Source organism: Arthrobacter sp. Rue61a, from assembly GCF_000294695.2.
Classification (GTDB): domain Bacteria; phylum Actinomycetota; class Actinomycetes; order Actinomycetales; family Micrococcaceae; genus Arthrobacter; species Arthrobacter aurescens_A.
In genome coordinates this window covers 2,977,513-2,998,679 of record NC_018531.1, presented here as the reverse complement: position 1 = coordinate 2,998,679, position 21,167 = coordinate 2,977,513, and the positions used below count along the sequence as shown (strand labels likewise).

At 62.5% G+C, this 21,167-nt stretch carries 21 protein-coding genes; 18 read left to right on the top strand and 3 right to left on the bottom strand.

Annotated elements, in window-relative coordinates; translation table 11 throughout:
• The first annotated feature begins 55 nt into the window (after positions 1–55).
• From ARUE_RS13625 to ARUE_RS24995, 6 genes are all read left to right on the top strand, one after another.
• Positions 56–457 (top strand): GntR family transcriptional regulator, encoded by a 402-nt coding sequence (locus ARUE_RS13625; protein ID WP_197533143.1) that lies wholly within the window; start codon positions 56–58, stop codon positions 455–457.
• A complete protein-coding gene (locus ARUE_RS13620) occupies positions 454–1,392 on the top strand; it encodes an ABC transporter ATP-binding protein (RefSeq protein ID WP_014922153.1) in 939 nt (312 codons plus the stop codon). Before ARUE_RS13625 ends, ARUE_RS13620 begins: the two co-directional genes overlap by 4 nt.
• Positions 1,389–2,075 (top strand): hypothetical protein, encoded by a 687-nt coding sequence (locus ARUE_RS13615; RefSeq protein ID WP_011775228.1) that lies wholly within the window; start codon positions 1,389–1,391, stop codon positions 2,073–2,075. Before ARUE_RS13620 ends, ARUE_RS13615 begins: the two co-directional genes overlap by 4 nt.
• A gap of 95 nt (positions 2,076–2,170) precedes the next feature.
• Complete coding sequence (locus ARUE_RS13610) at positions 2,171–3,181, top strand: 3'-5' exonuclease (RefSeq protein WP_011775227.1); 1,011 nt, start codon at positions 2,171–2,173, stop codon at positions 3,179–3,181.
• A gap of 61 nt (positions 3,182–3,242) precedes the next feature.
• Complete coding sequence (locus ARUE_RS25000; protein ID WP_353580099.1) at positions 3,243–3,386, top strand: hypothetical protein; 144 nt, start codon at positions 3,243–3,245, stop codon at positions 3,384–3,386.
• A gap of 133 nt (positions 3,387–3,519) precedes the next feature.
• A complete protein-coding gene (locus tag ARUE_RS24995) occupies positions 3,520–3,726 on the top strand; it encodes a DUF4395 family protein (protein WP_353580098.1) in 207 nt (68 codons plus the stop codon).
• Positions 3,727–3,733: 7 nt separating this feature from the next.
• Here ARUE_RS24995 and ARUE_RS13600 read toward each other — a convergent pair whose 3' ends face one another.
• On the bottom strand, positions 3,734–4,804 hold the full coding sequence (locus ARUE_RS13600; protein WP_014922150.1) for an ADP-ribosylglycohydrolase family protein: 1,071 nt from the start codon (positions 4,802–4,804) through the stop codon (positions 3,734–3,736).
• An 81-nt stretch (positions 4,805–4,885) separates the two neighbouring features.
• Here ARUE_RS13600 and ARUE_RS13595 point away from each other — a divergent pair, with 81 nt between their 5' ends.
• From ARUE_RS13595 to ARUE_RS13570, 6 genes are all read left to right on the top strand, one after another.
• Positions 4,886–5,242 (top strand): YidH family protein, encoded by a 357-nt coding sequence (locus ARUE_RS13595; RefSeq protein WP_175538584.1) that lies wholly within the window; start codon positions 4,886–4,888, stop codon positions 5,240–5,242.
• 2 nt (positions 5,243–5,244) lie between these two features.
• Complete coding sequence (locus ARUE_RS13590; protein WP_014922149.1) at positions 5,245–5,589, top strand: DUF202 domain-containing protein; 345 nt, start codon at positions 5,245–5,247, stop codon at positions 5,587–5,589.
• Positions 5,590–5,750: 161 nt separating this feature from the next.
• Positions 5,751–6,686, top strand: a complete 936-nt coding sequence (locus ARUE_RS13585) for an aquaporin (RefSeq protein ID WP_014922148.1) — start codon at positions 5,751–5,753, stop codon at positions 6,684–6,686.
• Between the two features lie 69 nt (positions 6,687–6,755).
• Positions 6,756–7,946 carry an exonuclease SbcCD subunit D gene (locus ARUE_RS13580; protein ID WP_014922147.1) on the top strand — a complete coding sequence of 397 codons (1,191 nt, stop codon included), beginning with the start codon at positions 6,756–6,758 and terminating at the stop codon, positions 7,944–7,946.
• A complete protein-coding gene (locus ARUE_RS13575) occupies positions 7,943–10,957 on the top strand; it encodes an AAA family ATPase (RefSeq protein ID WP_043470412.1) in 3,015 nt (1,004 codons plus the stop codon). The genes ARUE_RS13580 and ARUE_RS13575 overlap by 4 nt, the downstream gene beginning before the upstream one ends.
• A gap of 86 nt (positions 10,958–11,043) precedes the next feature.
• Positions 11,044–12,423 (top strand): MFS transporter, encoded by a 1,380-nt coding sequence (locus ARUE_RS13570; RefSeq protein WP_014922145.1) that lies wholly within the window; start codon positions 11,044–11,046, stop codon positions 12,421–12,423.
• On the opposite strand, the gene ARUE_RS13565 is transcribed toward ARUE_RS13570, so the two are convergent.
• A complete protein-coding gene (locus ARUE_RS13565; RefSeq protein WP_011775218.1) occupies positions 12,414–13,025 on the bottom strand; it encodes a TetR/AcrR family transcriptional regulator in 612 nt (203 codons plus the stop codon). The two genes, ARUE_RS13570 and ARUE_RS13565, sit on opposite strands and share 10 nt — an antisense overlap.
• 206 nt (positions 13,026–13,231) lie before the next feature.
• Here ARUE_RS13565 and ARUE_RS13560 point away from each other — a divergent pair, with 206 nt between their 5' ends.
• From ARUE_RS13560 to ARUE_RS13535, 6 genes are read left to right on the top strand one after another with little or no spacing between them, the layout of a single operon-like run.
• Positions 13,232–14,929, top strand: a complete 1,698-nt coding sequence (locus ARUE_RS13560; protein ID WP_014922144.1) for an amidohydrolase — start codon at positions 13,232–13,234, stop codon at positions 14,927–14,929.
• A 59-nt stretch (positions 14,930–14,988) separates the two neighbouring features.
• A complete protein-coding gene (locus ARUE_RS13555; RefSeq protein ID WP_014922143.1) occupies positions 14,989–15,981 on the top strand; it encodes an ABC transporter substrate-binding protein in 993 nt (330 codons plus the stop codon).
• A gap of 26 nt (positions 15,982–16,007) precedes the next feature.
• A complete protein-coding gene (locus ARUE_RS13550) occupies positions 16,008–16,781 on the top strand; it encodes an ABC transporter permease (RefSeq protein WP_011775215.1) in 774 nt (257 codons plus the stop codon).
• Positions 16,781–17,560, top strand: coding sequence for an ABC transporter permease (locus ARUE_RS13545; protein ID WP_043470409.1), 780 nt, complete (start codon positions 16,781–16,783; stop codon positions 17,558–17,560). The genes ARUE_RS13550 and ARUE_RS13545 overlap by 1 nt, the downstream gene beginning before the upstream one ends.
• Positions 17,557–18,411: an ABC transporter ATP-binding protein gene (locus ARUE_RS13540; RefSeq protein WP_014922141.1), complete on the top strand. Its 855-nt coding sequence runs from the start codon at positions 17,557–17,559 to the stop codon at positions 18,409–18,411. The genes ARUE_RS13545 and ARUE_RS13540 overlap by 4 nt, the downstream gene beginning before the upstream one ends.
• Positions 18,408–20,018 carry a sulfatase-like hydrolase/transferase gene (locus ARUE_RS13535; RefSeq protein WP_014922140.1) on the top strand — a complete coding sequence of 537 codons (1,611 nt, stop codon included), beginning with the start codon at positions 18,408–18,410 and terminating at the stop codon, positions 20,016–20,018. Before ARUE_RS13540 ends, ARUE_RS13535 begins: the two co-directional genes overlap by 4 nt.
• A 46-nt stretch (positions 20,019–20,064) precedes the next feature.
• Here the strand turns inward: ARUE_RS13535 and ARUE_RS13530 are convergent, their stop codons facing one another.
• Positions 20,065–21,039: an AraC-like ligand-binding domain-containing protein gene (locus ARUE_RS13530; protein ID WP_014922139.1), complete on the bottom strand. Its 975-nt coding sequence runs from the start codon at positions 21,037–21,039 to the stop codon at positions 20,065–20,067.
• Between the last annotated feature and the right edge of the window lie 128 nt (positions 21,040–21,167).

The window sequence follows — 21,167 nt, the reverse complement described above, 5'->3', positions numbered from 1 at the left end:
TCACCGGTTGTATGGTTAGTTACATGAGTAATGAACCAGTAAGGCGGTGGTGCTCATGATCGATGACAGCAAACCGATCTTCATGCAGATCGCCGAACTCATCGAAAACGGAATCGTGGACGGCAGCATGGCCGAGGAATCGCAGGTGCCCTCCACCAACGAGTTCGCAGCTTTCCACCGCATCAACCCGGCGACTGCCGCCAAGGGCGTCAATGTGCTGGTGGATTCAGGAATTCTCTACAAACGCAGGGGGATAGGGATGTTCGTCGCTACAGGGGCCCGTGCCCAGCTGGTTGCGCGCCGCACTGAAGAGTTCTTCGAACAGTACGTCAAGCCGCTGACATTGGAAGCCCGGAAACTGGGCATCTCGGCCGAGCAGCTGAACACCATGATTGAACGAAGCTCGGGGCTTGCCCCGGAACCCGGGACCGATAAAGAAAGGAGCGCGGCCCTGTGAACGAGACCATCGTCGAGGCCCGTAACCTGGTCAAGCACTACAAAGACGTCAACGCACTGGACAACGTCACCCTCAGCCTCTCGGCAAACCGAATCTACGGCCTGTTGGGACGCAACGGTGCCGGCAAGACAACGCTGATGTCCATCCTTACGGCCCAGGCTTTCGCCACCTCCGGTGAAGCCCTGGTTTTTGGCGCCAACGCTTACGAGAACGACGCCGTCCTGTCCCGGATCTGCTTCATCCGTGAATCGCAGAAATATCCGGAGGACTTCCAGCCGCAGCACGCCTTCCGCTCGGCTGCGCTCTTCTACAAAAACTGGGACCAGGACTTCGCGGACCGCCTGGCCGAGGACTTCCAGCTTCCCGTCAAGAGGCGGATCAAGAAACTCTCCCGCGGCCAGTTGTCTGCCGTGGGAGTCATCATCGGACTGGCGTCCCGAGCAGAACTGACATTCTTCGATGAGCCGTATCTGGGGCTCGACGCAGTAGCCCGCCAGTTGTTCTACGACCGCCTCGTGGAGGACTATGCAGAGCACCCGCGCACCATCATCCTGTCGTCCCACCTGATCGACGAGGTAGCAAACCTCCTGGAACATGTTGTGGTGATTGACCGGGGACGGATCATCATGGACGCCGACGCCGAAGAAATCCGCGGTTCGGCTGTCACCGTTTCAGGTTCCGTGGAAAAAGTGGACGCTTTCCTGACCGGCCGCAGGATTCTGCACCGCGAAACGTTGGGCTCCCTGGCGTCCGTGACAGTGGACGAGGCGCTCAGCAGCAGCGAACGTGGCGTGGCCCAAGAGCTTGGTCTCGAATTGTCGCCCGTTTCCCTGCAGCAGTTGGTGGTCCGCAAAACCATGGCGGGCTCGGGAGTACCCGGACCCGCGTCGAGAACAGAAGAACTCGCCGACGACACGTTGGAGGCAAGGCGATGAGCAGGACCCTGGCAGTTGCCCGAATGCAACTGATCAATAAATGGACGTACATCGGATGGCCGTTGACCATCCTGGCGGCAGCCTTCCTGATGTCGCTCGCCATCTTCGCACTCATCCCCGTCACCGAGGGCAAAAACGGTGGCGGAAGCCAAGCGCCCCTGTGGTATTTCCTGGTTCTCGGAATCCAAAGCATGACCTTGGTGTTCCCGTTCTCCCAGGGCCTGAGCATCAGCCGCAGGGCGTTCTACCTGGGAACTCTGGGTCTCTTCTCCCTCATCGCACTCGGGATGACAGCGCTCTACCTGCTCGGTGGTGTCATTGAAAGGGCAACCACAGGCTGGGGCATCTACGGCTACTTCTTCAACATCCCATGGGTAACGGATGGTCCCTGGTACTCCACCGCGGCGTTCTTCTTCGTACTGATGATGTTCATGTTCATCATTGGATTCTGGTTCGCCACCATATTCAAGCGCTGGGGAACCACGGGCACCCTGATCTCCACCCTGGGAACCGCCTTGGCGTTGATAGGCTTCGCAGCCCTCACAACATTGCTTGAGTGGTGGGGGCACGTTGGAAGCTGGTTTGCCCAGCAAACACCGCTAACCATCAGCGGGTGGGCCGCGCTGCTGTGCGTCGTTCTCGCAGTCGGCTCCTACGCGACCCTTCGCAGGGCAACCCCATAAGCGCCGACTGTAGCGTTCACCACAAAGCAGGCCGGAAGGGCCGCCCCGCCGCGGAAATCGGCTGGGGCGGCCTTTACCGGCTGTAATCTTGTCCAGTGGCATTGGACTTTACGGCGATCGACTTTGAAACAGCCAACGGCTTCCGGGGGTCGCCGTGTTCGGTAGGCCTCAGTAAAGTCCGCGGTGGCGTTGTGGTGGAGGAAGCCTCCTGGCTGATGCGCCCACCCGAGAACCACGATCACTTCGAATTCCACAACACGCGAATTCACGGCATCCGTGCCGAAGACGTCGCCGGACGCCCGAGGTTCGGGGAACTGTTCCCGGAAATCGGTGCGTTCATCGGGGACGATGTACTCGCAGCGCACAATGCAGCCTTCGACCTTGGCGTGATCCGTTCAGGCCTGGAAGTCTCTGGTCTTGCCGGACCAGCCTACGACTACGTGTGCACCGTGATGCTGTCCCGCCGCTGCTACTCACTGGTGTCCAATTCCTTGCCTTACGCAGCCGAGGAAGCCGGAGTTCCCTTGGTGAACCACCACGACGCCGCAGAAGACGCACGCGCCTGCGCCGGCATCCTGGTGGACATCGCCCGCCGCAACAACGCCAACAGCATCGCCGAACTCTATCTATCACTGGGCCTCAACCTGCCGAAGCAACCGGCCTTCGATCCCGCGCATGGTCTCTCCAAAGCGACCATCTCCGCGCTCGCGGCCAGGACCGGCAGCTCAGCCGAACGAACACTGGAGCGAGCCATGGGCGTCCCCAGCGGTTTCGCGGCGTGGCCGGAGGAGGGGCCCAACCCCTTGCCGAACCCCGCTGCCGAACCTGGACATCCGCTCTTCGGCCAGACCGTGGTGTTCACGGGCGACCTCGCCATCACCAGGCCGGAGGCGAAGTCACGGGCCGCGGACATGGGTGCCCGCCCGGAAAGCCGGGTCACAGCACGGACCACCGTGCTGATTGTCGGTGATGGCTTCGTGGCAGGCGACCTTCGCGCCGGACGCCTGACCGGCAAAGCCAAACGGGTCTTGGAACTTCACGCCAAGGGCCAACAAATCGAGGTTGTCTCCGAGGGCGAATTCCTGCAGATGGTGGGCGGGGCATGACCTGGCCGGCCCTTCCCCAACCCCTCAGCCTCCGCCTGCCGGTGCTGCCACACACGGCGGGGTGGATTGGCGGGCCGTCTTCGCCTTCCCGAACCCGGTGAACGAATATGCTGCACGGATCACCGCCAGGCTGGTTGTGGTGGTGGCCGTCGCAACGCTGCTGACCGGCTGGGCTTGGGGCTTGGTGACACTTGCCGTGGTCTGATGGCTCCGTGTGCTGTTTGGTCCCCGGATCTCACCGCTCGCAGTGCTGTCCGTCAAGGTGCTGGCCCCGGATCGGGCACGCCAAGCTCGTTGCCCGTCCTCCCAAGCGTTTCGCCCAAGGCATCGGGGCCGCCTTGACGAGTGCCGCCGTCGTGCTGTTTTTCACCGGTTTCCAGCCCGCCGCTTGGATACTGCTGGCGCTGCTGATCGTGGCGGCTTCGCTGGAGGCATTTGCGGGCTTTTGCCTGGGCTGCGCAATTTTTGGCTTTCTGCAGCGCAGCGGCCATATCCATGAAGCCGTGTGCGAGGCCTGCAACAACGTCACGCTTCGCCGGACGTAGCGGTGAGTCAGCCGGTGGTTACGGCAAGCAACCTGTCCGCCATGCCGCGGATGACCTCCGGGGCTTCCACGGCCTCGAGCCAATCGGCCGGCAGGCAGTCTTCGCCGTAGTACGCGCCCAGGATGTTCCCGGCGATGGACCCTGTGGAGTCGCTGTCGCCACTGTGATTGATTGCCACGGCTATTGCGGTCCGGAAGTGTTCTGCCGGCGTGCTGCCGCTGGTGGCCAACACAGCATAAAGCCCGACGGCGAGTGCCTCCTCGGCGATCCATCCCTCGCCCAACGCTGCGGTCAGTTCGTCGGGGTCCAGATGGGTTGGCTGCAGCGACAACTGGAGGGCCGCTTCCAGCCGCTCCGCCAGCTCCGGTGCCTTGGTAGGGACGCCATTGACGTAGGCGAGGGCCTCCGTAGCGGCGGTCCGGATGTCGCTTCCGGCCACGATGTTGTGGATCAGGAGGCCGAAGGCTGCGGCGCTGAGCCGCGCGGAAGGGTGCCCGTGAGTCAACGACGCGGCGTCGGAACTGAGCTTGTACACAGCCTCCCGGGAAATGTGGGGGATGAGTCCGAACGGGGCCGAACGCATCACCGTGCCGCAACCCTTGGAGTCGGCATTGACCGGACGCGCCACTGTCCCCATCTCGCCCGTTGCCAAACCACTGAGACAGGCATTTCCGGGCGCACGGCGGTGACGCAGGACCTCCTGGCTGTCGATCCACCGCGGTTGCGGCACTGGGGCGGAGGAGGCAACGGCGACGTCCTGGGTGGCGAGCCAGCGCAGGTAAGCCAGCCACAGGCAGGCAATTTCGTCCGCCGCAACGCCGTCGTTGGCCCATTCGAGGGCTTCCACAAGGCCGTCCACGGTATACAACGTCATTTGCGTGTCGTCCGAGAAGTGGCTGGCGCCGTCGAGTTGCCCGAACGTCGTCAGGCCGGCGGAACCATAGCGGGCGCGAATTGCGGCAAGGGAGTCGAACTCCACCGCATAACCAAGGGAATCACCCAGTGCCCCTCCCAAAAGTGACCCGTGGACGCGGGACTCGAAGGAAGGAACAACGGGGGACGTACGCTCAACACTCATGCCAGTAACTTACCGTGCCCGTGAACCGCCGCTGATATGGTGGGGAAGCTGCCCGGCACTGACAAAACTTGGAGAGACATTTTGCGTGAACCTGCTTGGCGACGGACAGGCAAGACACCCGACTACAGGTTTTCCCTTGCCAATGAACGTACCTTCCTCGCGTGGATCCGCACGTCGCTTGCCTTGCTTGCCGGCGCCGTTGCCGTTGACCAGCTGGCTCCGAACATCGCGCCGACGCCCGTCCGGCTGGTCCTTTGTGTCTTGCTTGCCTTGGTCGGGGCGGGGCTGGCCGCACTTTCTTACCGCCGATGGGGACAGATGGAAGCCGCGATGCGTAACGATCAGGCGCTCCCGTTTTCCCGGGTCATGCTGTTCATGACCATCGTGGTGGCCGTTGCGGCATTCGCCTTTGCGGTGCTGATCCTGGTGGCGCGGTAAGTATGGAAGTCCGCGACCCCGGGTTGCAGCCCGAGCGCACCACCCTGGCCTGGCGCAGGACTCTGATCTCCCTTGTGGTGGTGGACCTGTTTATCTGGCGGAGTTGGCTGACATCCGAACCTTCCAACGGGAACGTTATCGCAGGCCTTCCCGGACTTGATTACCAAGGGATCTGTGCACTCGTGGCAGCCGCGGCCACCATCGTGCTGGCGTCCGTGGTGTGGGTTCGCTCACGCCAACTCCACGTCGGAAATTCGGCGGCATCAGCAAGGCTGGTCCTGGTCAGCACGCTGGCAGTGATGGGTCTCGGGGGCACTGCCATCGCCGCCATCGCCTTGGGCGGATAAGCTCAATGGCGGGATTCAGCAACCGCCCAGACTCGGCTGGCAAGATACTCAATGGCCTTGAGCATTCAATGCCCTCGCAGCACCAGCGCCAAACACCAGCGTCCCCCTAGACGAAGCCGGTCCTACCGGCATCCCGGATCAACCGTAAGGACTCATACGACATGACCTCTCCTGTACAGGCCACACCCGAACCCCAGCCGGGACTTGTTGCCCGGTTGTCGGCTGAAGCTTTGGGATCGATGTTCGTTGTGGTCGCGGCAGTGGGAGTCGGGATTTTTTCAAATCCTGGTGCTGCGCCCTTGCCGGCAGCTCTAGCGACCGGCCTCACGGTGACAGCGGCAATGCTGGCGTTCGGTTATGTTTCCGGAGGACACTTCAACCCGGCTATCACCTTGGGCAATCTGATTGCCGGCCGAATCCGTGCCGTGGCGGCCGTTGCATACGTGGCGGCGCAAATCATCGGCAGCGTGGTTGGTGCTGCCCTGATGTACTTCGTGGTAACCACCGTGCCGGTCCTCACGGATGCCCGCGCCGCGTTTGACGTTGTTGCGCCGGGTTTTGGCGACCATGCTTCTGCGCAAACACAGATGGCAGGAGTCCTGCTGGTTGAAGTCTTGGGGTCGGCCCTGCTTGTGGCAGTGTTCCTTGGCGCGACCGCCGGTCGCCGGGCTCTTCCCGCGATGGCTCCCTTCGCCGTAGGCCTTGCCATGGCTGTTTTGCTGCAACTCGGACAGGTCCTGGGGAACCTTCCCTTCAACCCTGCGCGGGCAACAGCGCAGGCATTCTTCAGCTCACCCTGGGCGATTGAGGGCCTTTGGCTCTTCTGGGTGGCCCCGCTGATGGGTGCCGCACTTGCCGGTCTCGCCTTCCGAGGTTTCCAAGGCTTGTCACAGGCCGCCGTCGCTGACACTGACCACTTCCACGGCGGCACCGACGGCATTAACGACGCCTTCGATGCTGATGATGAGCCTGCTGAAGACTCAGAGGTCAAGGAACAAGCCGCTGCAAAAGCTGACATTGCCCCTCCCCGGGCTGTACCGACCGTGCCGGTCACCGATGACGCCCGTGATTTTTTCGACGGTAAAAAGGGCAAATAAACCTTAAGGTATCGACGGCGGACGGCTCGCCTGCGCTTTATTGTCGGTGCCCCCGGTTAACTTGAGAATATGCGGTTACTTCACACTTCTGATTGGCACCTTGGCCGGTCATTCCACGGCGTTGGCATGCTTGATGCCCAACGCAACTTCGTGGACCAGTTGGTGTCGCTGGTGGAATCCAAGTCCGTTGACGTCGTGCTGATTGCAGGGGATGTCTACGATCGCGCCTTGCCTGGCCTGGACGTGGTGAAACTGCTTGATGACGCCCTCGTGCGCATCACCCAGGCAGGGGCCGGCGTCGTCCTGACCAGCGGCAATCACGACTCCGCCATCAGGTTGGGCTTTGCATCCCGTCTGCTGGAACGCGGGGGAGTGCACCTGAGGACCAAGGTGGAGGACATTGATGTACCAGTCCTCTTCCCCCTCGGAGGCGATGAGAATGCCAAGAACAGCACACTGAACGGCCAAGTCGCCGTCTACGGAATCCCCTATCTTGAGCCCCGGCTCGTGGCTGAACGGTTGGGTGCTGAGAACGCCAACCATTTTGATGTGACCCTGGCCGCAGTGGAAAGGATCCGGCGTGATGTTGAGGCGCGCCGTGCATCAGGACCCGTGTATCCGGTGGTCCTCGCGCATACCTTTGCCAGTGGGGGCATTACCTCGGAAAGCGAACGGGATCTGAGCATCGGCGGCTTGGGCGCGGTTCCACTGGATCTCTTTGATGACTTCGCCTACACAGCATTGGGTCACCTCCATGGGCGGCAGGAGCTGGCTCCACATGTCCGGTACTCCGGCTCTCCCTTGGCCTATTCGTTCTCGGAAGCCAAGCACCACAAGGGTGCCTGGCTGGTAGACCTCGACGCCGGCGGCGTGGTCGCTGTTGAGGAAGTTCTGTGGGAAGCCCCCAAAGCCCTCGCCACCTTGCGCGGGACGCTGGACGACCTGCTGGGCGCCGAAGAGCACGCGTGGGCAGAGAATGCTTACTGCCAGATCACGTTGACCGATACGCAGCGGCCGGCACAGGCCATGGAGAGGGTGCGCACCCGTTTCCCTGACACTTTGGTGCTCTCTTTCGATCCCCAGGGTGCTGCGGCGCGGACCTCAACCAGCTACAGCAATCGGCTCGCCGAGGCAGAAGACGACCTTGGCGTCTGCTGTGGTTTTCTGGACCACGTCAGGGACCGCGACGCCAGCGATGCAGAAGAAGCTGCACTGCGCGAAGCCCTTGAAGCTGTCCGCCTGCAGGAGGCCGAACTGTGAGAATTCATCGTTTGGACATCGAAGCCTTCGGTCCGTTTGCAACGCCCCAGCATATTGACTTCGACCATTTGAGCGCCCAAGGACTTTTCCTCCTCAACGGCGCCACAGGGGCCGGAAAGACCAGCATTCTGGATGCCATCTGCTTCGCCCTGTACGGGTCCGTTCCCGGCGCCCGCCAGGAAGGGAAACGGCTACGAAGCGATCATGCGGCGCCAGGTGCGGAGCCTCGCGTGGTCTGTGAGTTCTCCGCGCGGGGTCGCCGTTTTGAAGTGACGCGGTCGCCCGCTTGGGACCGGCCCAGCGCCCGCGGACGCAATGGATTCACTACCCAGCAAGCCAAGACCCTCCTCAGGGAGCGCGTCGCCGGGAGCTGGGAGGAGAAATCTTCCAGGAATGACGAGGTTGGGGCCGAACTTTCGGACGTCCTCGGAATGGACCGGGAGCAGTTCACCCGGGTGGTGATGCTGCCACAGGGAGACTTCGCCGCATTCCTGAGGTCCAAGGCCAATGACCGGCTGGAACTCCTCCAAAAATTGTTCGGCACACAACGATTTGAAGCGGTTGAACGCCAGCTCGTTCACCAAGCTGCCGAGGCCGCCCGTGCCGTGCAGGAGAACGCGTCAGAGCTCAAGCTACTGCTGGACCGCGTTGCATCGGAACAGGACCAGCTGGGCCTTCCCGCCGCTGACACTTCGGCCGCAGGGACGGAACCAGGACAGGAGCCTGAGGCCTGGCTTGCCGGGGTAGAGGCAGAAGTAGAAGCTGAATGGAAGCGGCGGCAGAACGAGGCCGCCGAGGCAGAATCCCTGTCTTCCCGCCTTATGGAGCATTTCCAGGAGGCCCAGGAGAAGTCCCAGCGGCATGGGCGTCTCGGTGCCGCGATGCAGCGGCGGGTCCTGCTTGAACTTGCAGCGCCCCGTGCCTTGGAGAACAAGGAAATGCTGGGGAAGCACCGACGCGCCGCTGTTCTCAGCGGCCAACTGGAAGCAGTTGACTCCGCAGCGCGCAAACTCCACACGGCGTCTGCGCGGGCTGCCGGTCTTCGCGAGAAGCTTGATGCCGCGGGCCTGGATGCAGCAAAGCCCACCATTGCCCTGGAAACCGTCAAGGCGAGTTGCGCAGTCCTTGAGGCCAGGCTGCCAGAAGAACAGCGCTTGGAAGGGATCACAGTCCGCCTGGCGGCCAGGCGTGGTGAACTGGCGGAACATCTATCCGCTGCGGAAGCTGCGGCCACCGTGGTGGACCAGCTGCGCGAAGAAGTGTCCGCCGTGGAGCTGGAGATCCAGCCGCTCGAACCTTTGGCTGACCAACTGGCCGAACGTGAACGGGAGGCTACGGCTGCGGCCGAGTTGGTGGGAATTGTGGCCCGCCACGCAACTGCTGCCAGCGAATTGGATGTGATCACCGGGAAGCATCTGCACGCCCGGTCCGCATCGCAGGATCTCCGGCAGAAGTGGCTTGACGTCCGCGAACTGCGTTTAGCCAACGCAGCGGGGGAACTGGCCGCCGCGTTGGAGAGCGGTAAGCCATGTGCTGTTTGCGGAAGCGAAGAACACCCCAACCCCGCCCAAGCCGTGCGAACAGCACTTTCCCTGGCCCAGGAAGAGGAAGAGGCCAGGGAACGGTTTGAGGCGAGCGAAAGAGCCCTGGGGCTCCTCGCCGAGCAAGTTTCCTCGGCAGCGCAGGTGCTCGCCGGACTGGTGGCACAGGGTGGTTCAGCCGATGCTGCCGCCGCAGAGTCCACGCTTGCAGATGCCCAGGCCGCGGCCTTGGCCGCACGTACGGCGGAAGCCTCATTGGAGAAACTTCGTGTCCGGCACGAGGCCCTCATCAAGCGCATCGTACTCGCGCAGGAAGAGCACGATGCATCCGTGGGAGCAGCGGCGCAGGCGTCGGCGGCTGTCCACGTACTCCAAGAGCAATGTGTTGCCCTCGAAACGGATCTTGCTGGCTTGAGGGGCGACTTTTCGAGCTTGCGCGATCGTTTGGAAGCACTCGAGGCTGAACGCGGCCTCCTGCAGGCAGCTGTGGATGCAGACCGCGAACTGGAACGAGCCGAACAAGCGAGGCAAGACGCTGCCGCATCCCTTGACAAAGCTTTGTCGAAATCCGGGTTCGCCTCGGCCGACGACGCCCGCCGGGAGATCCTCTCTCCCGCCGATGTTGTGGGCCTGGAAAAGGACCTGGCCGATTTCGATGCTGAGTCATCCCGTCTGGATGAGTTGTTTGGCAGTGAGGACCTCGTCCTCGCTGCCAAGGAAGCGAGCATTGGAGAACATCCTTTGGGAGAAGCCGAACTTGCCGAATCGAAGCTTCATGCTGCGAATGCCGCGGACGATGCACGGGCCAAGGCTTTGTCGGCCGGGCTTGCTGGAAAATCGGCGGCCGCTGTTGCCCGTTTTCGGACGGAGTACCAAAGCTTGGCGCAAGCCGGAAGGGAGCCGCGGAACCGGGCGCAGATGCTGGCTGAGCTGGCCGATACCGTGAGGGGATCGGGCGACAACAGCTACCGGATGAGCCTGAACGCCTACGTCTTGGCGGCACGCCTTGAACAGGTGGCCACCGCGGCCTCCGAGCGCCTTGTAGCCATGAGCGATGGCCGGTATACGTTGCAGCACACGGACGCTAAGGCTGCCAGAGGCGCAAAGTCCGGGCTTGGGCTTGAAGTTGTGGACGAGTGGACGGGGCAGCGGCGGGACACGTCCACGTTGTCGGGCGGTGAATCCTTCATGGCGTCGTTATCCTTGGCGCTTGGCCTCGCCGATGTGGTCCAGCAGGAGGCCGGCGGCGTGGATATCGAGACCCTGTTTGTTGACGAAGGCTTCGGCAGCCTCGATGACCAGGCCCTGGAACAAGTGATGGATGCCTTGGAGGGATTGCGCGACGGCGGCAGGGTAGTTGGCCTTGTGAGTCACGTGGGGGAGATGAAGCAACGCATCACCAATCAGCTGCAGGTGGTTAAGGGCAGGCACGGTTCAAGCGTGCGGATTGCCGAAGCGGGTCCGGTCTGAGACGGATCCGATAGACTTAACCCGTTACACCGGGTCGCGCGCATCGGGAGGAGGGACGATGCGCACACTTTAGCGAACCCGGATTAATGGAAAAATCTTCAGTAGTTTCACAGCCTTTGTCACCGGCTCCTTCACGCCCCTCACGCCTGCCGGGGCGCTTTGCGCGGCTGCCGGAATTAGCGGGACCTGGTTTCCTGCCTTTGGGCCTTTTTGCCCGGCTCCCACTTGCCATGTTGACGGTCGGCACCCTGACGTTGGTCACCGCCGTCAGCAACTCCTACGCGATCGGCGGTATGGCGGCCGGAGCGGTTGGCATTGGCTCGGCGTTGGGTGCACCGGTGCTCGGCTCATTGGCCGACCGGGCCGGACAACGGATCGTCCTCCTCGTGGCAGCGGTGGTGAATACGCTTGCCGTTGCGGGGCTCCTCGCCGCGGCATACCTCACCACCGGCTACGGTTCGGTGGGCGATGCAGTCGGTGTCCTCATCGCAGCCTTCCTCGCGGGAGCCAGCTGCCCGCAGGTGGGTCCCATGGCCCGTGTCCGCTGGATGGCGTTGACCACCCGCAATTTATCTTCCTCTGCCGGCAGCGGGGGCAGGAGCGTCGCAGCCAACCGGGCTGACCTGGACACCGCCCTGTCTTATGAAGGCACCGCGGACGAGATCACCTTCGTTCTGGGCCCTGCCTTGGTAGGTGTTCTGGCCAGCATGGTGGCGCCGTGGTTGCCGCTCGCGTTGGCTGCCGTCATGACCATCACCTTGGTTCCTGCCTTTGCGGTCCATCCAAGCCAGCATGCGGTGGTGCCCGCGCCTCGGAAGCCTCGGGCCGGCGTCGTCACTCCCAGTGGACAGGGGCCTTACAGCGAGCAATCCTCTTCGGTGGCTCCGCAGCGGCGTAGCCGTTGGGCCGGAGCCGTGGTGGCCGTTCCGGTTGTCGCGATGGTGTGCATGGGTACCTTTTTCGGTGCAACGCAGAACGCCCTGAGTGCCTTTTCCGCCCAGTACGCTACTGCCGAGATCGCTGGACTCCTGTATGCAGTGATGGGCCTCAGCTCAGCCGTGGCAGCGCTTTCGGTGGCATTCTGGCCGCAACGGTTCAGCTTGGCTTCCCGCTGGGTTGCCGCAGCCTTGGCGATGTCCGTTCTGTCGCTCTTGCTGCTTCTCCCGGCGGGTATCTGGCCCATGATCTTTGTCCTGCTGATACTGGGCATTCCCGTGGGGCCCGTGATGGTGACCGTTTTCAGCATCGGCGGCGTGGTAGCACCGGCAGGGCGCATGGCAACGGTGATGACAGCCCTCGCCAGCGGAATCGTGGCAGGAACTGCGCTGGGCTCTTACCTGGCCGGGCAATTGGCTGAAACGCAAGGCCCGGGTGCGGCGTTTGTCGTCTCCATGGCGGCGGCCGCCGGCCTTTTGCTGCTGGGCGTAGTCACGTCCTTGGTGATGAAGCGCCAGTCTCAGTCGTAGTGGAGCGCTCCGGCGAGGGACGAGGCCATGAGTTCCACCAACCGGAGTGACCGTTCGTCGTCGGGGTCGGCCAAATGCTGCATGCTGATGCCGTCGATCCCGGAAATGAACATGCGCGTGATGTCCTCCAGGTTGGCGGGGACAGGTTCGCCGGCGGCTTCCGCGGCTGCACGGAACAGCTCCAGCGTTGAGTTGACCCAGCCGTCGTACATGGAGCGGTTCATGAGCAAGGCCTGCGGCTGGTCTTCGGCCTCTACGCGGAAGCGCCGAAGCAGCAGTTCGAAAGTTGTGACCTGCTCATGGGGGTTTTCCAGCATACGGCTCCAGATGCGTCTGGCATGCACACCCACCATGTGGCGCAATCCCATTCCAGGATCAGCCACAGGCTCCAGGGCCTTGGCGTAGTCCCTGCTGAGGAAGTTATAGACCTCTTCAAGGAGCTCGTCCTTGCTCCGGAAACAGTAGTGCAGTGCCGCAAGCGGGGCTTCGGCTTCACTGGCGATTCGTCGTGTGGTTGCAGAGGCGAGGCCGTCCTGGGCGATCACCCTTGCTGCGGCCTCGACGAACTGCAGCCGCCTCTCCTCAGCGGGAACCCTGGCCATTCATGCACCTTCTTCTCTTTCAGGCGGTCTCATCGATCGTAGGCGCTATCCGCCGTGGCGTCGTTTCGGCCGTGCCGGGGAGGTGGAAAAGTCCTCCGAAAGAAATTTTACGTCAAAACCTAGTCAAGTGACCCAGTCAAGCGACATACTTCTTTCAGGAACGTTGTCTGCATCACATTTTGGATGCTGTGACCTGAGGAGAACCGATGGAAGATTTCGCTGATCTGGTGATCGTGAATGCCTCGGTCCACACCATGGACCCGGCGGCACCACATCACGTGAGCGATGCCGTCGCTGTCAAGGGCGGCCGCGTTGCGGCGCTGGGCCACCACGCGGTGAGCCCGTCGATTGGCCCCGACACGCAGGTTATCGACGCCGCCGGCGGGGCGGTCATCCCCGGAATCAACGATGCTCACCTGCATTTCGTCTCCGCGGCCATGGCCGCCTACGGCTATACCCGACTGGATCCGGCCGTGGCGCCTGATTGGGCGGCCGTCGTCGACGTCCTGGAGGCAGCACCTGCGGGTGAGGACGGCTGGGTACGTGCCCATGGCTGGGACGAAGCCCTGCTGGGCCCGGCCCAAGGATTCCTGCTCGAAGTCAGGCCGGAAACCCCCGTAGTGGCGTTCGACAGTACAGGGCACCAGTTGCTGGCCAACCGGGAAGCGCTGAGAAGGGCAGGCGTTGACGCCGCGACGCCGGATGTTCACGGCGGCGTGGTGGCGAGGACTTCCGACGGCAGCCCATCCGGCCTGCTCCAGGACGGAGCTATGGAACTTCTCTCGCGGGCAATGCCGCCGGTTCCCGAATCCACCTTGCGGCCGGCTCTGCTTGCCTTGCAGGAGCAGCTGCATGCACTCGGTATCACCTCCCTCACCGATCCTGGCCTGGGTCCGGCAAGCGCCGGACTCATGGATGGTGCAGGTTCGACGGCGGCACTGGAGTTGCTGGGCGATCTCGCCGAGGCGAACCAACTGACGCTGAGGATCAACGTCCTGATGCTCTTCGCGGGAACCGGGGGAGCCAATGCCAGGGCGGTTGAGGCAGGCCTGCGCAGCGGACTTGCCGCTACCTACCTGAACCGCGGTATCAATCCTGAGCAGCTGCGGATCGCGGGTGTCAAAATCTTCGCCGATGGTATCCCCCGCAGCGGCACCTCGTGGATGAGTGAACCGTATGGCAAGGCATGCACGCACGGCAGCCTGGTGATCCAGGGGGCCACTGACGCCGAGCGGGTTGCGGAGCTGCACAGAATACTGGGGCTCATCAACGACGCCGGGTTGCAAGCAGGGGTCCACGCCACAGGGGACGCAGCCGCCGCAGCCGCCGTTGAAGCGATCATCGCAGCAGCTGAGGGAGCCGCGGCGCATTCATTGTCATCAGGGAATCGCCACTACATCATCCATGGGGCCTTCGATGATCTCGGGACACTTCACTCCATGGCTTCCCACGGCATTGGTTACAGCACCAACCCCCTCATCCGCCAAGAGGCCGGTGACATCATGCGCCAGGTCCTCGGTGAGGATCGTTTCTCCCGGCACCAGCCCCTGAAGTCAGCACTGGGAGCCGGAGTTCATGTCAACCTTGCCTCGGATGCTCCCGTCACCAGTACCGATTGGCGGCGAACCGTGGTGGCAGCCGTCCGCCGAGCCACTCGTTCCCAGCCAGGCAGTCCGCAGGATCCGGAGCGGATTACTGGCTTGCAGGCGTTGGCTGCCATGACCACCAACGCTGCCTGGCAAGACCACGCGGAGCACTTCAAGGGTGCTTTGACACCCGGGATGACAGCAGATTTGTGCTTGCTCTCCAACCCTTGGCCGGTGGACGAGGACATTGAAAAGCTCCTCGACACTGAGGTCAGGCTCACCCTGAGCGGTGGCCGCGTAGTCCACCGATCAGCGTAGGCCACCAATCAACCAGACAGAACATTTCTCTTCCAACCATTCGTGATTCAAGGAGCACCATGCGACGCACCATTCCCTTGGCCCTGGCCGCAGTTTTGTCCATGACGTTGGCCGCCTGCGGTGGCGGTTCCGGCCCAGCCACCGCCCCCGCTGCGGACGGGACCACCACCCTCAAGGTGGGAACCATCGGTATAGGTTCGGACGCCGGTATCCGCCTCGCGGCTGACAAAGGCTATTTCAAGGAACAGGGTCTCAACGTCGAGATTTCTGTCATTGCCAACCCGCCTGCCGGTATTGCAGCTGCCCAGAGCGGTCAGATTGATCTCACCTACACTCCCTCCGTCCCGCTTTTGAATGCATTGAGCCAGAACGTACCGCTCAAGATCATCGCCGCAGCCGATGGCTACAAGGACGGGGCTAGTGAGGGGGCGGACCTCAACCGCGTGGATGACACCGGCCTCCTGGTGCAGCAGGGGTCCACCATCAACCGGCCGAAGGACCTGGAAGGAAAGAGCGTCAGTGTTCCAGCCCGCAAGGCACAGCTGGAGGTTACAGTCAGCAAGCTCGTCAAGGACGACGGTGGGGACCCCGCCAAGGTGAATTGGATGGTCCTCGATCCGTCATCGGCACTCCAATCGTTGAACTCCGGACGAGTCGATGCGGCATCCCTGGTTGCCCCATTCACGTCCAAGGCCGCGTCAGAAGGCAACAGGCTTCTGGCCTCGCCCGGCGTCGAGTTCTTTGAACAGGGCGCGATTGGCCTCTGGGTGTCAGGGGCGAACACGGTGAAGTCCAAGGAGAAGGCGTTGGAGGGGTTCAAGGCGGCCATCTACAAGGCGAACGCATACGCCAACGGCCACATCGATGAAGCACAGCAGCTCAGCGCCGAAATCACCAAGACTCCGCTGGAGGTCGTGAAATCCGGTGCCGTGAACTACTGGCCCGAAGAGGTACGCCTCGAGGACATCGAACGCGCCAACAAAAACCTCGCTGAGCTGGGCTTCCTGAGTGCACCTGTGAAGCTGCCGGCTGACGTAATTTTCGGCAAGTAGGCCGTAAGCGACATGGGAGATTCATCATGAAAGCATCCATCCGCCCCTATGCGTTCAGCGCCTTGGGCATCGCCGGAGCCCTTGTCATCTGGCAGGTCCTGGCGACGGCCAACGTGGCAGGAAACGCGCTCCCACTGGCCACAACAGTGTTCACCACCCTCGCGACCATTCTGGGTACAGGCACTTTCTGGTCCGCCCTTGGCGCCACCATTGGCATCGCATTGCTCGCGTTGGCTTTGGCGGCCTTGGCGGGAGTAGTCCTCGGATTGCTGATAGGCAGCTTCGAATCCGTCCGGTATGCCACCTTGGCCGTGTTGGAATTCCTGAAACCAGTCCCGCCGATCGTTATCCTCCCCCTAGCGGTGCTGGTGCTTGGTCCTACTGCTGAGATGGCGCTTTTCCTGGTGGTGTTCGGATGCCTGCTCCCCATCATCATGCAAACCGTTGACGGCGTGCAGGGCACCGACCCCGTGGCACGCGATACTGCCCGCTCCTACGGCATGGGCGAAGGAGAAATTCTGGCACGGGTGGTTTTGCCCAGTGCCATGCCCTACATCGGTACGGCTATGCGGGTGGCAGCTCCTGCCGCCTTGGTGGTCACGGTGGTGGCAGGCCTCCTCGGCGGTGGTCCGGGCCTGGGCCAAAGCATTTACCAGGCACAAGCGGCAGGTGACTACGCCAGTCTTTACGGATTGGTAATTGTCCTCGGTGTTCTGGGTCTGTTGTTCCAAGGTGCTACCCGGTTGGCCGAGCGCCGGGTTCTGCACTGGCATGAGTCCTACCGGGAAGTGGTGCCCTGATGAGAAACGTCGCAATACGAAACTGGGTGATCGGCGCAGGAACTCCGGTGCTGCTGCTTGCGGCATGGTGGTTCCTATCCGCCAACTCCGCCGCTCCTTTCTTTCCTCCGCTGGAAACCATCCTGATCCGTTTTCAGGAACTGTGGCTGTTCGACCACTTCCAGTCCGATGTCCTTCTCAGCTTGGGAAACCTGTTCCTGGGCTTCGCCATCGCAGCGGTGGCCGGCATCGGGGTCGGGTTCGTCACGGCGCTGGTCCCTCCGGCCCGGTGGATGATCGATCCGTTGATCCACTTCCTGCGCGGTATACCTCCCGTGGCCTTGGTGCCGATCTTCATCTCCCTCATCGGCTTCGGTACGCAAATGCGCGTAACCAGCATTGCCCTGGCTGCGTTGTTCCCCACCATGATCGCCACAGTGGACGGCATCCGGAGTGTCAGCAACGATCTCATGGACGTCGCAAGGGTTTACCGGCTCAGCCGAAAGGAACGGGTGCTCAATGTCCTCCTGCCAGCGGCGATGCCCCAGATCTTCTCCGGTCTGCAGGTGAGCCTTCAAGTGGCCTTCATCGTGATGATTGCCAGCGAAATGCTCGGCAGTTCGCAGGGCATCGGAGCCATGACCTTGCTGGCACAACAGAGCTTCATGACCGCTGACATGTGGGCCGGCATCCTGCTCCTGGGTGTCATCGGATTCCTGGTCAACATCCTGTTCAGCCTTCTCAAGCGCAAGGTTTTGTCCTGGTACATCGGATCCCGTCGCATGGCGCGTGCAGCATGAGCGCCCGGCAGGTCCCGGTTCTTCCCACCCGAAACAGAAAGTCCACCATGGCACAGCAACCAGAAACCCGCATCAGTGCGACCACACCGCGGCTGGACGTGGCGCACCTCGCCAAGACCTACGGCAGCGGCGACAAATCACGCACAGTCATCGAAGACCTCACCTTCACCGTGGATGCCGGCGAGGTTGTCTGCATCGTCGGCCCATCAGGGGTTGGAAAGACGACACTCCTGAAATGCCTGGCCGGGCTTCATCCGGCAAGCAGCGGACGTGCAGCAATTGACGGGCGAACCATCAGCGGTCCGCCACCGGAGATGGCGCTGGTGTTCCAGGACTACAACCGCTCGCTCATGCCATGGCTCACCGTGCGGAAGAACCTGGTCCTTCCCTTGCGGCACCTCAAGTTGCCCGCAGCGGAACTGAAGGAGCGCTGCGATAGTGCGCTGGCCGCCGTCGGACTTTCCCATGCCGACAACCAATATCCGTGGCAGTTGTCCGGCGGCATGCAGCAACGCGTGGCGATCGCCCGGGCGCTGGCGTACCGGCCCGAGATCCTCATCATGGACGAGCCGTTCGCTTCAGTAGACGCACAGACCAGGTTTGACCTGGAGGACCTGTGCTTGAAGATCCGGAACGACTTCAACATGACTATTTTGGTGGTCACCCACGACATCGACGAGGCTGTCTACCTTGCGGACCGCGTAGTGGTCCTCGGGTCCCGGCCCGCCCGCGTCCTCAAGGTGGTGGACGTGGAATTGCCGGCACCACGCGATCAAATCACTACTCGCTCCTTGCCGGAGTTCGCCCGGCAGCGAACCGAAGTGCTGTCGCTCATCAAGAGGCCCGCATGACGGGGCAGCGACGGACAGCCGCCAACCGCCGGCCCAATGTCCTGTTCATCATCGCGGACCAGCTCCGGGCCGACCACCTGGGTTTTGCCGGCAACGCCACTGTCAAGACGCCAAACCTGGACGCGCTCGCAGCCAAGAGCGTTGTTTTCGAGAATGCGACGGTGGCCAACCCCACGTGCATGCCTAACCGGGCCAGCCTGATGACCGGCAGGTGGCCCTCCGCGCACGGGACCCGCTGCAACGGCATCACCCTTGACCCGCTGACCCGGACAGTTCCCGGATCCCTTGGGGCGGGTGGTTACCGGACGGTGGGTGTGGGAAAGCTGCACCATCAAAACATGGGCTGGGAGTTCGAGCCGCACCAGGCCGAGGAGATCCGGGCAACAGATCCCCTGTTGCTGGACGCCGTGATCAGCGACGCCCGCCGTCAGGGTCTTTCCCCGGGGTGGGATCAATGGGAGAACCGCGACGCCCACGATGCCCGTTTCATTCCACTCCCGGCAGACTACTACGGCTACCAGCATGTGGACCTCGTGATTGGCCACGGGGACCGGCCCGGAGGACACTACGTGCACTGGGCCCGGGAACGCGGCGTTGACCCCGAAACGCTGGGAGGTCCGGGAAATTCGTCCAGCACGTACGGGGGGTGGGATCAGGTGTATCAGACGGCTATCCCGGCTGATGTGCACCCCACCAGCTATGTGAGCGAGAAGGCGATCGAGCACTTGAAGGATGCTGCCGGCCAGGACCAGCCGTTCTTCATGTTCGTGTCCTTCCCTGACCCGCATCACCCGTTCTCGCCACCGGCAGGCTATTCAGACCTTTACAACCCAAAGGATCTGCCGCTCCCGCTGGGCTTCGAGCAGGACCATTCCGGCTCGCCGGAGCATGTCAGGAACATGATGGAGCACCGCGGTGAGCCGAATATGGACCCAACCATGACATGGGCGGCTACGGAGGAACAGTTCAGGTTCGCGGCGGCCGCCCAGTACGGCCTGATCACCATGATGGACGAGCACATTGGTCGGATACTGGACGAGCTGGACCGCCAAGGACTGGCCGACGACACCATTGTGGTGTTCACCAGCGATCATGGCGATCTCTTTGGGGACCACGGCCTCATGCTCAAGCATTTTGTCCACTACCGCGCCGTGACCAACGTTCCGTTGGTGGTGCACCTTCCGGGCACCTCACCCCGGCGCGCTAAGGCCTTGGTTTCCAGTGCGGACCTGGCCCCGACCCTTCTTGAGCTCGCCGGCTCCAAGGGGTATAGGGGAATTCAGGGACGCTCCCTTGTGCCGCTCCTTCAGGGGGACACCGAGCATCATCGGGACTCGCTCCTGGTGGAGGAAGAGCAACCATTTGGCTTGGATGGACTGCCAGGACCTGTCCGTATGCGAACGGTCATCACCTTTGAGGGCAGGCTGACCCGCTACTTCGGCACCGGGATCACGGAACTGTACGATCATGGCGAAGACCCCGGGGAGCTGGTCAACCGTGCGGGAGATCCTGCTTACGCCGGATTGGAAGACAGGCTGTTGCGGACCATGCTCGAAGAGATGGCAGCCCTTGCGGATCAGGGCACGGCTCCGACGGCGGCGGCGTAGCCATCAGCTCGATGACGGCCGCTGGGTTTGTTGGTCCAGCGCGCCGTCAGTGGCTGTTGCGGTAGCCGGTGGGGGAGTTTCCAAAAGCCGCGCGGAAAATACGGCTGAAATGGGCGGCATCGGTGAACCCCCACCGCGCCGCGATGGCCGTCACAGGTCGATCTGCCAGCACAGGATCCCTGAGGTCCCGCCGGCAGCGTTCGAGTCGGCGTTGACGAATGGAGGAGGCCACCGTGGTCCCGATTTCCTGAAAGAGGTCGTGCAGATGCCGCGTGGAGATGTAGTGTGCAGCGGCTATTGTTCCGGGGGAGAGTTCGGGATCGCCGAGGTTGGCCTCAATGTAGTCGTGGATGCGGCCCAGCAGTAATAGATGTGGATCCCGGCCTGTCTCGATCAATTGATCGAGTTCACCGTTGAAAAGTGTGGTGACCAGGTCCAACGCGTTGTGGACCAACCGCAGCCCATTGGTGCCGGAAAGGGCCTCGAGGTTGTCGGCCAGTTTCACCAGGAAGGGGCTGATGAGTTCGCCCAGGCCCTCATCGCCCGGAATCCGCAAAGCGGTCACATGTCCCATGGCTTCGGCCGGCAAGTCCAACAAGACATGCGGGAACATGAGCACCAAAGTACGGAAGTCGTCGTCGAACGTTAGTTGATACGGGCGGGAGGTGTCGTAGATGGAAAGATCACCGGGGCGGAGCACCGCCTCGCGTTCGTCCTGAATGAGGCGGCCCGATCCTGCGAGCTGGATGCTGAGCTTGAAGAAGCGCCCCGTGGACTTGGCAATCAGCTCCGGTGTGCGCAGGACGGTGTGGGGCCCGGCCGTAATTTCCACCACAGAGATCTGCCCCAGTACTCGCGCGCGCATGATGCCGTGGAAGGTGGCACCTTGGAAGGATGAACTGCCTGGGCCCGTAGCCAACAGGGGTACGAAAGAGCTGGAGATCGCCTTGCTCCACTCTTGGAACGACTCCGCCACGATGGTGTCCACGGTTGCGGGGCCCGTATCAGCCGCGACGGTCATCAAACTCCTTTTCCATGGCCCCCGGCGCCGCTGCCACAAGGGCGGGAATGCCAAGGGCGCGGACGTGAGCTTGCCCACGATTCTACACCGGGGCCTGCCAACGTCCGTGCTTGCGTGCAGCGACAAAC

Coding starts and splice junctions, on each gene's coding strand:
- ARUE_RS13625 (WP_197533143.1), top strand. CDS start 56: ATGATCGATGACAGCAAACCGATCTTCATGCAGATCGCCGAACTCATC.
- ARUE_RS13615 (WP_011775228.1), top strand. CDS start 1,389: ATGAGCAGGACCCTGGCAGTTGCCCGAATGCAACTGATCAATAAATGG.
- ARUE_RS13600 (WP_014922150.1), bottom strand. CDS start 4,804: ATGAGTGTTGAGCGTACGTCCCCCGTTGTTCCTTCCTTCGAGTCCCGC.
- ARUE_RS13590 (WP_014922149.1), top strand. CDS start 5,245: ATGGAAGTCCGCGACCCCGGGTTGCAGCCCGAGCGCACCACCCTGGCC.
- ARUE_RS13585 (WP_014922148.1), top strand. CDS start 5,751: ATGACCTCTCCTGTACAGGCCACACCCGAACCCCAGCCGGGACTTGTT.
- ARUE_RS13580 (WP_014922147.1), top strand. CDS start 6,756: ATGCGGTTACTTCACACTTCTGATTGGCACCTTGGCCGGTCATTCCAC.
- ARUE_RS13570 (WP_014922145.1), top strand. CDS start 11,044: ATGGAAAAATCTTCAGTAGTTTCACAGCCTTTGTCACCGGCTCCTTCA.
- ARUE_RS13565 (WP_011775218.1), bottom strand. CDS start 13,025: ATGGCCAGGGTTCCCGCTGAGGAGAGGCGGCTGCAGTTCGTCGAGGCC.
- ARUE_RS13560 (WP_014922144.1), top strand. CDS start 13,232: ATGGAAGATTTCGCTGATCTGGTGATCGTGAATGCCTCGGTCCACACC.
- ARUE_RS13555 (WP_014922143.1), top strand. CDS start 14,989: ATGCGACGCACCATTCCCTTGGCCCTGGCCGCAGTTTTGTCCATGACG.
- ARUE_RS13550 (WP_011775215.1), top strand. CDS start 16,008: ATGAAAGCATCCATCCGCCCCTATGCGTTCAGCGCCTTGGGCATCGCC.
- ARUE_RS13545 (WP_043470409.1), top strand. CDS start 16,781: ATGAGAAACGTCGCAATACGAAACTGGGTGATCGGCGCAGGAACTCCG.
- ARUE_RS13540 (WP_014922141.1), top strand. CDS start 17,557: ATGAGCGCCCGGCAGGTCCCGGTTCTTCCCACCCGAAACAGAAAGTCC.
- ARUE_RS13535 (WP_014922140.1), top strand. CDS start 18,408: ATGACGGGGCAGCGACGGACAGCCGCCAACCGCCGGCCCAATGTCCTG.
- ARUE_RS13530 (WP_014922139.1), bottom strand. CDS start 21,039: ATGACCGTCGCGGCTGATACGGGCCCCGCAACCGTGGACACCATCGTG.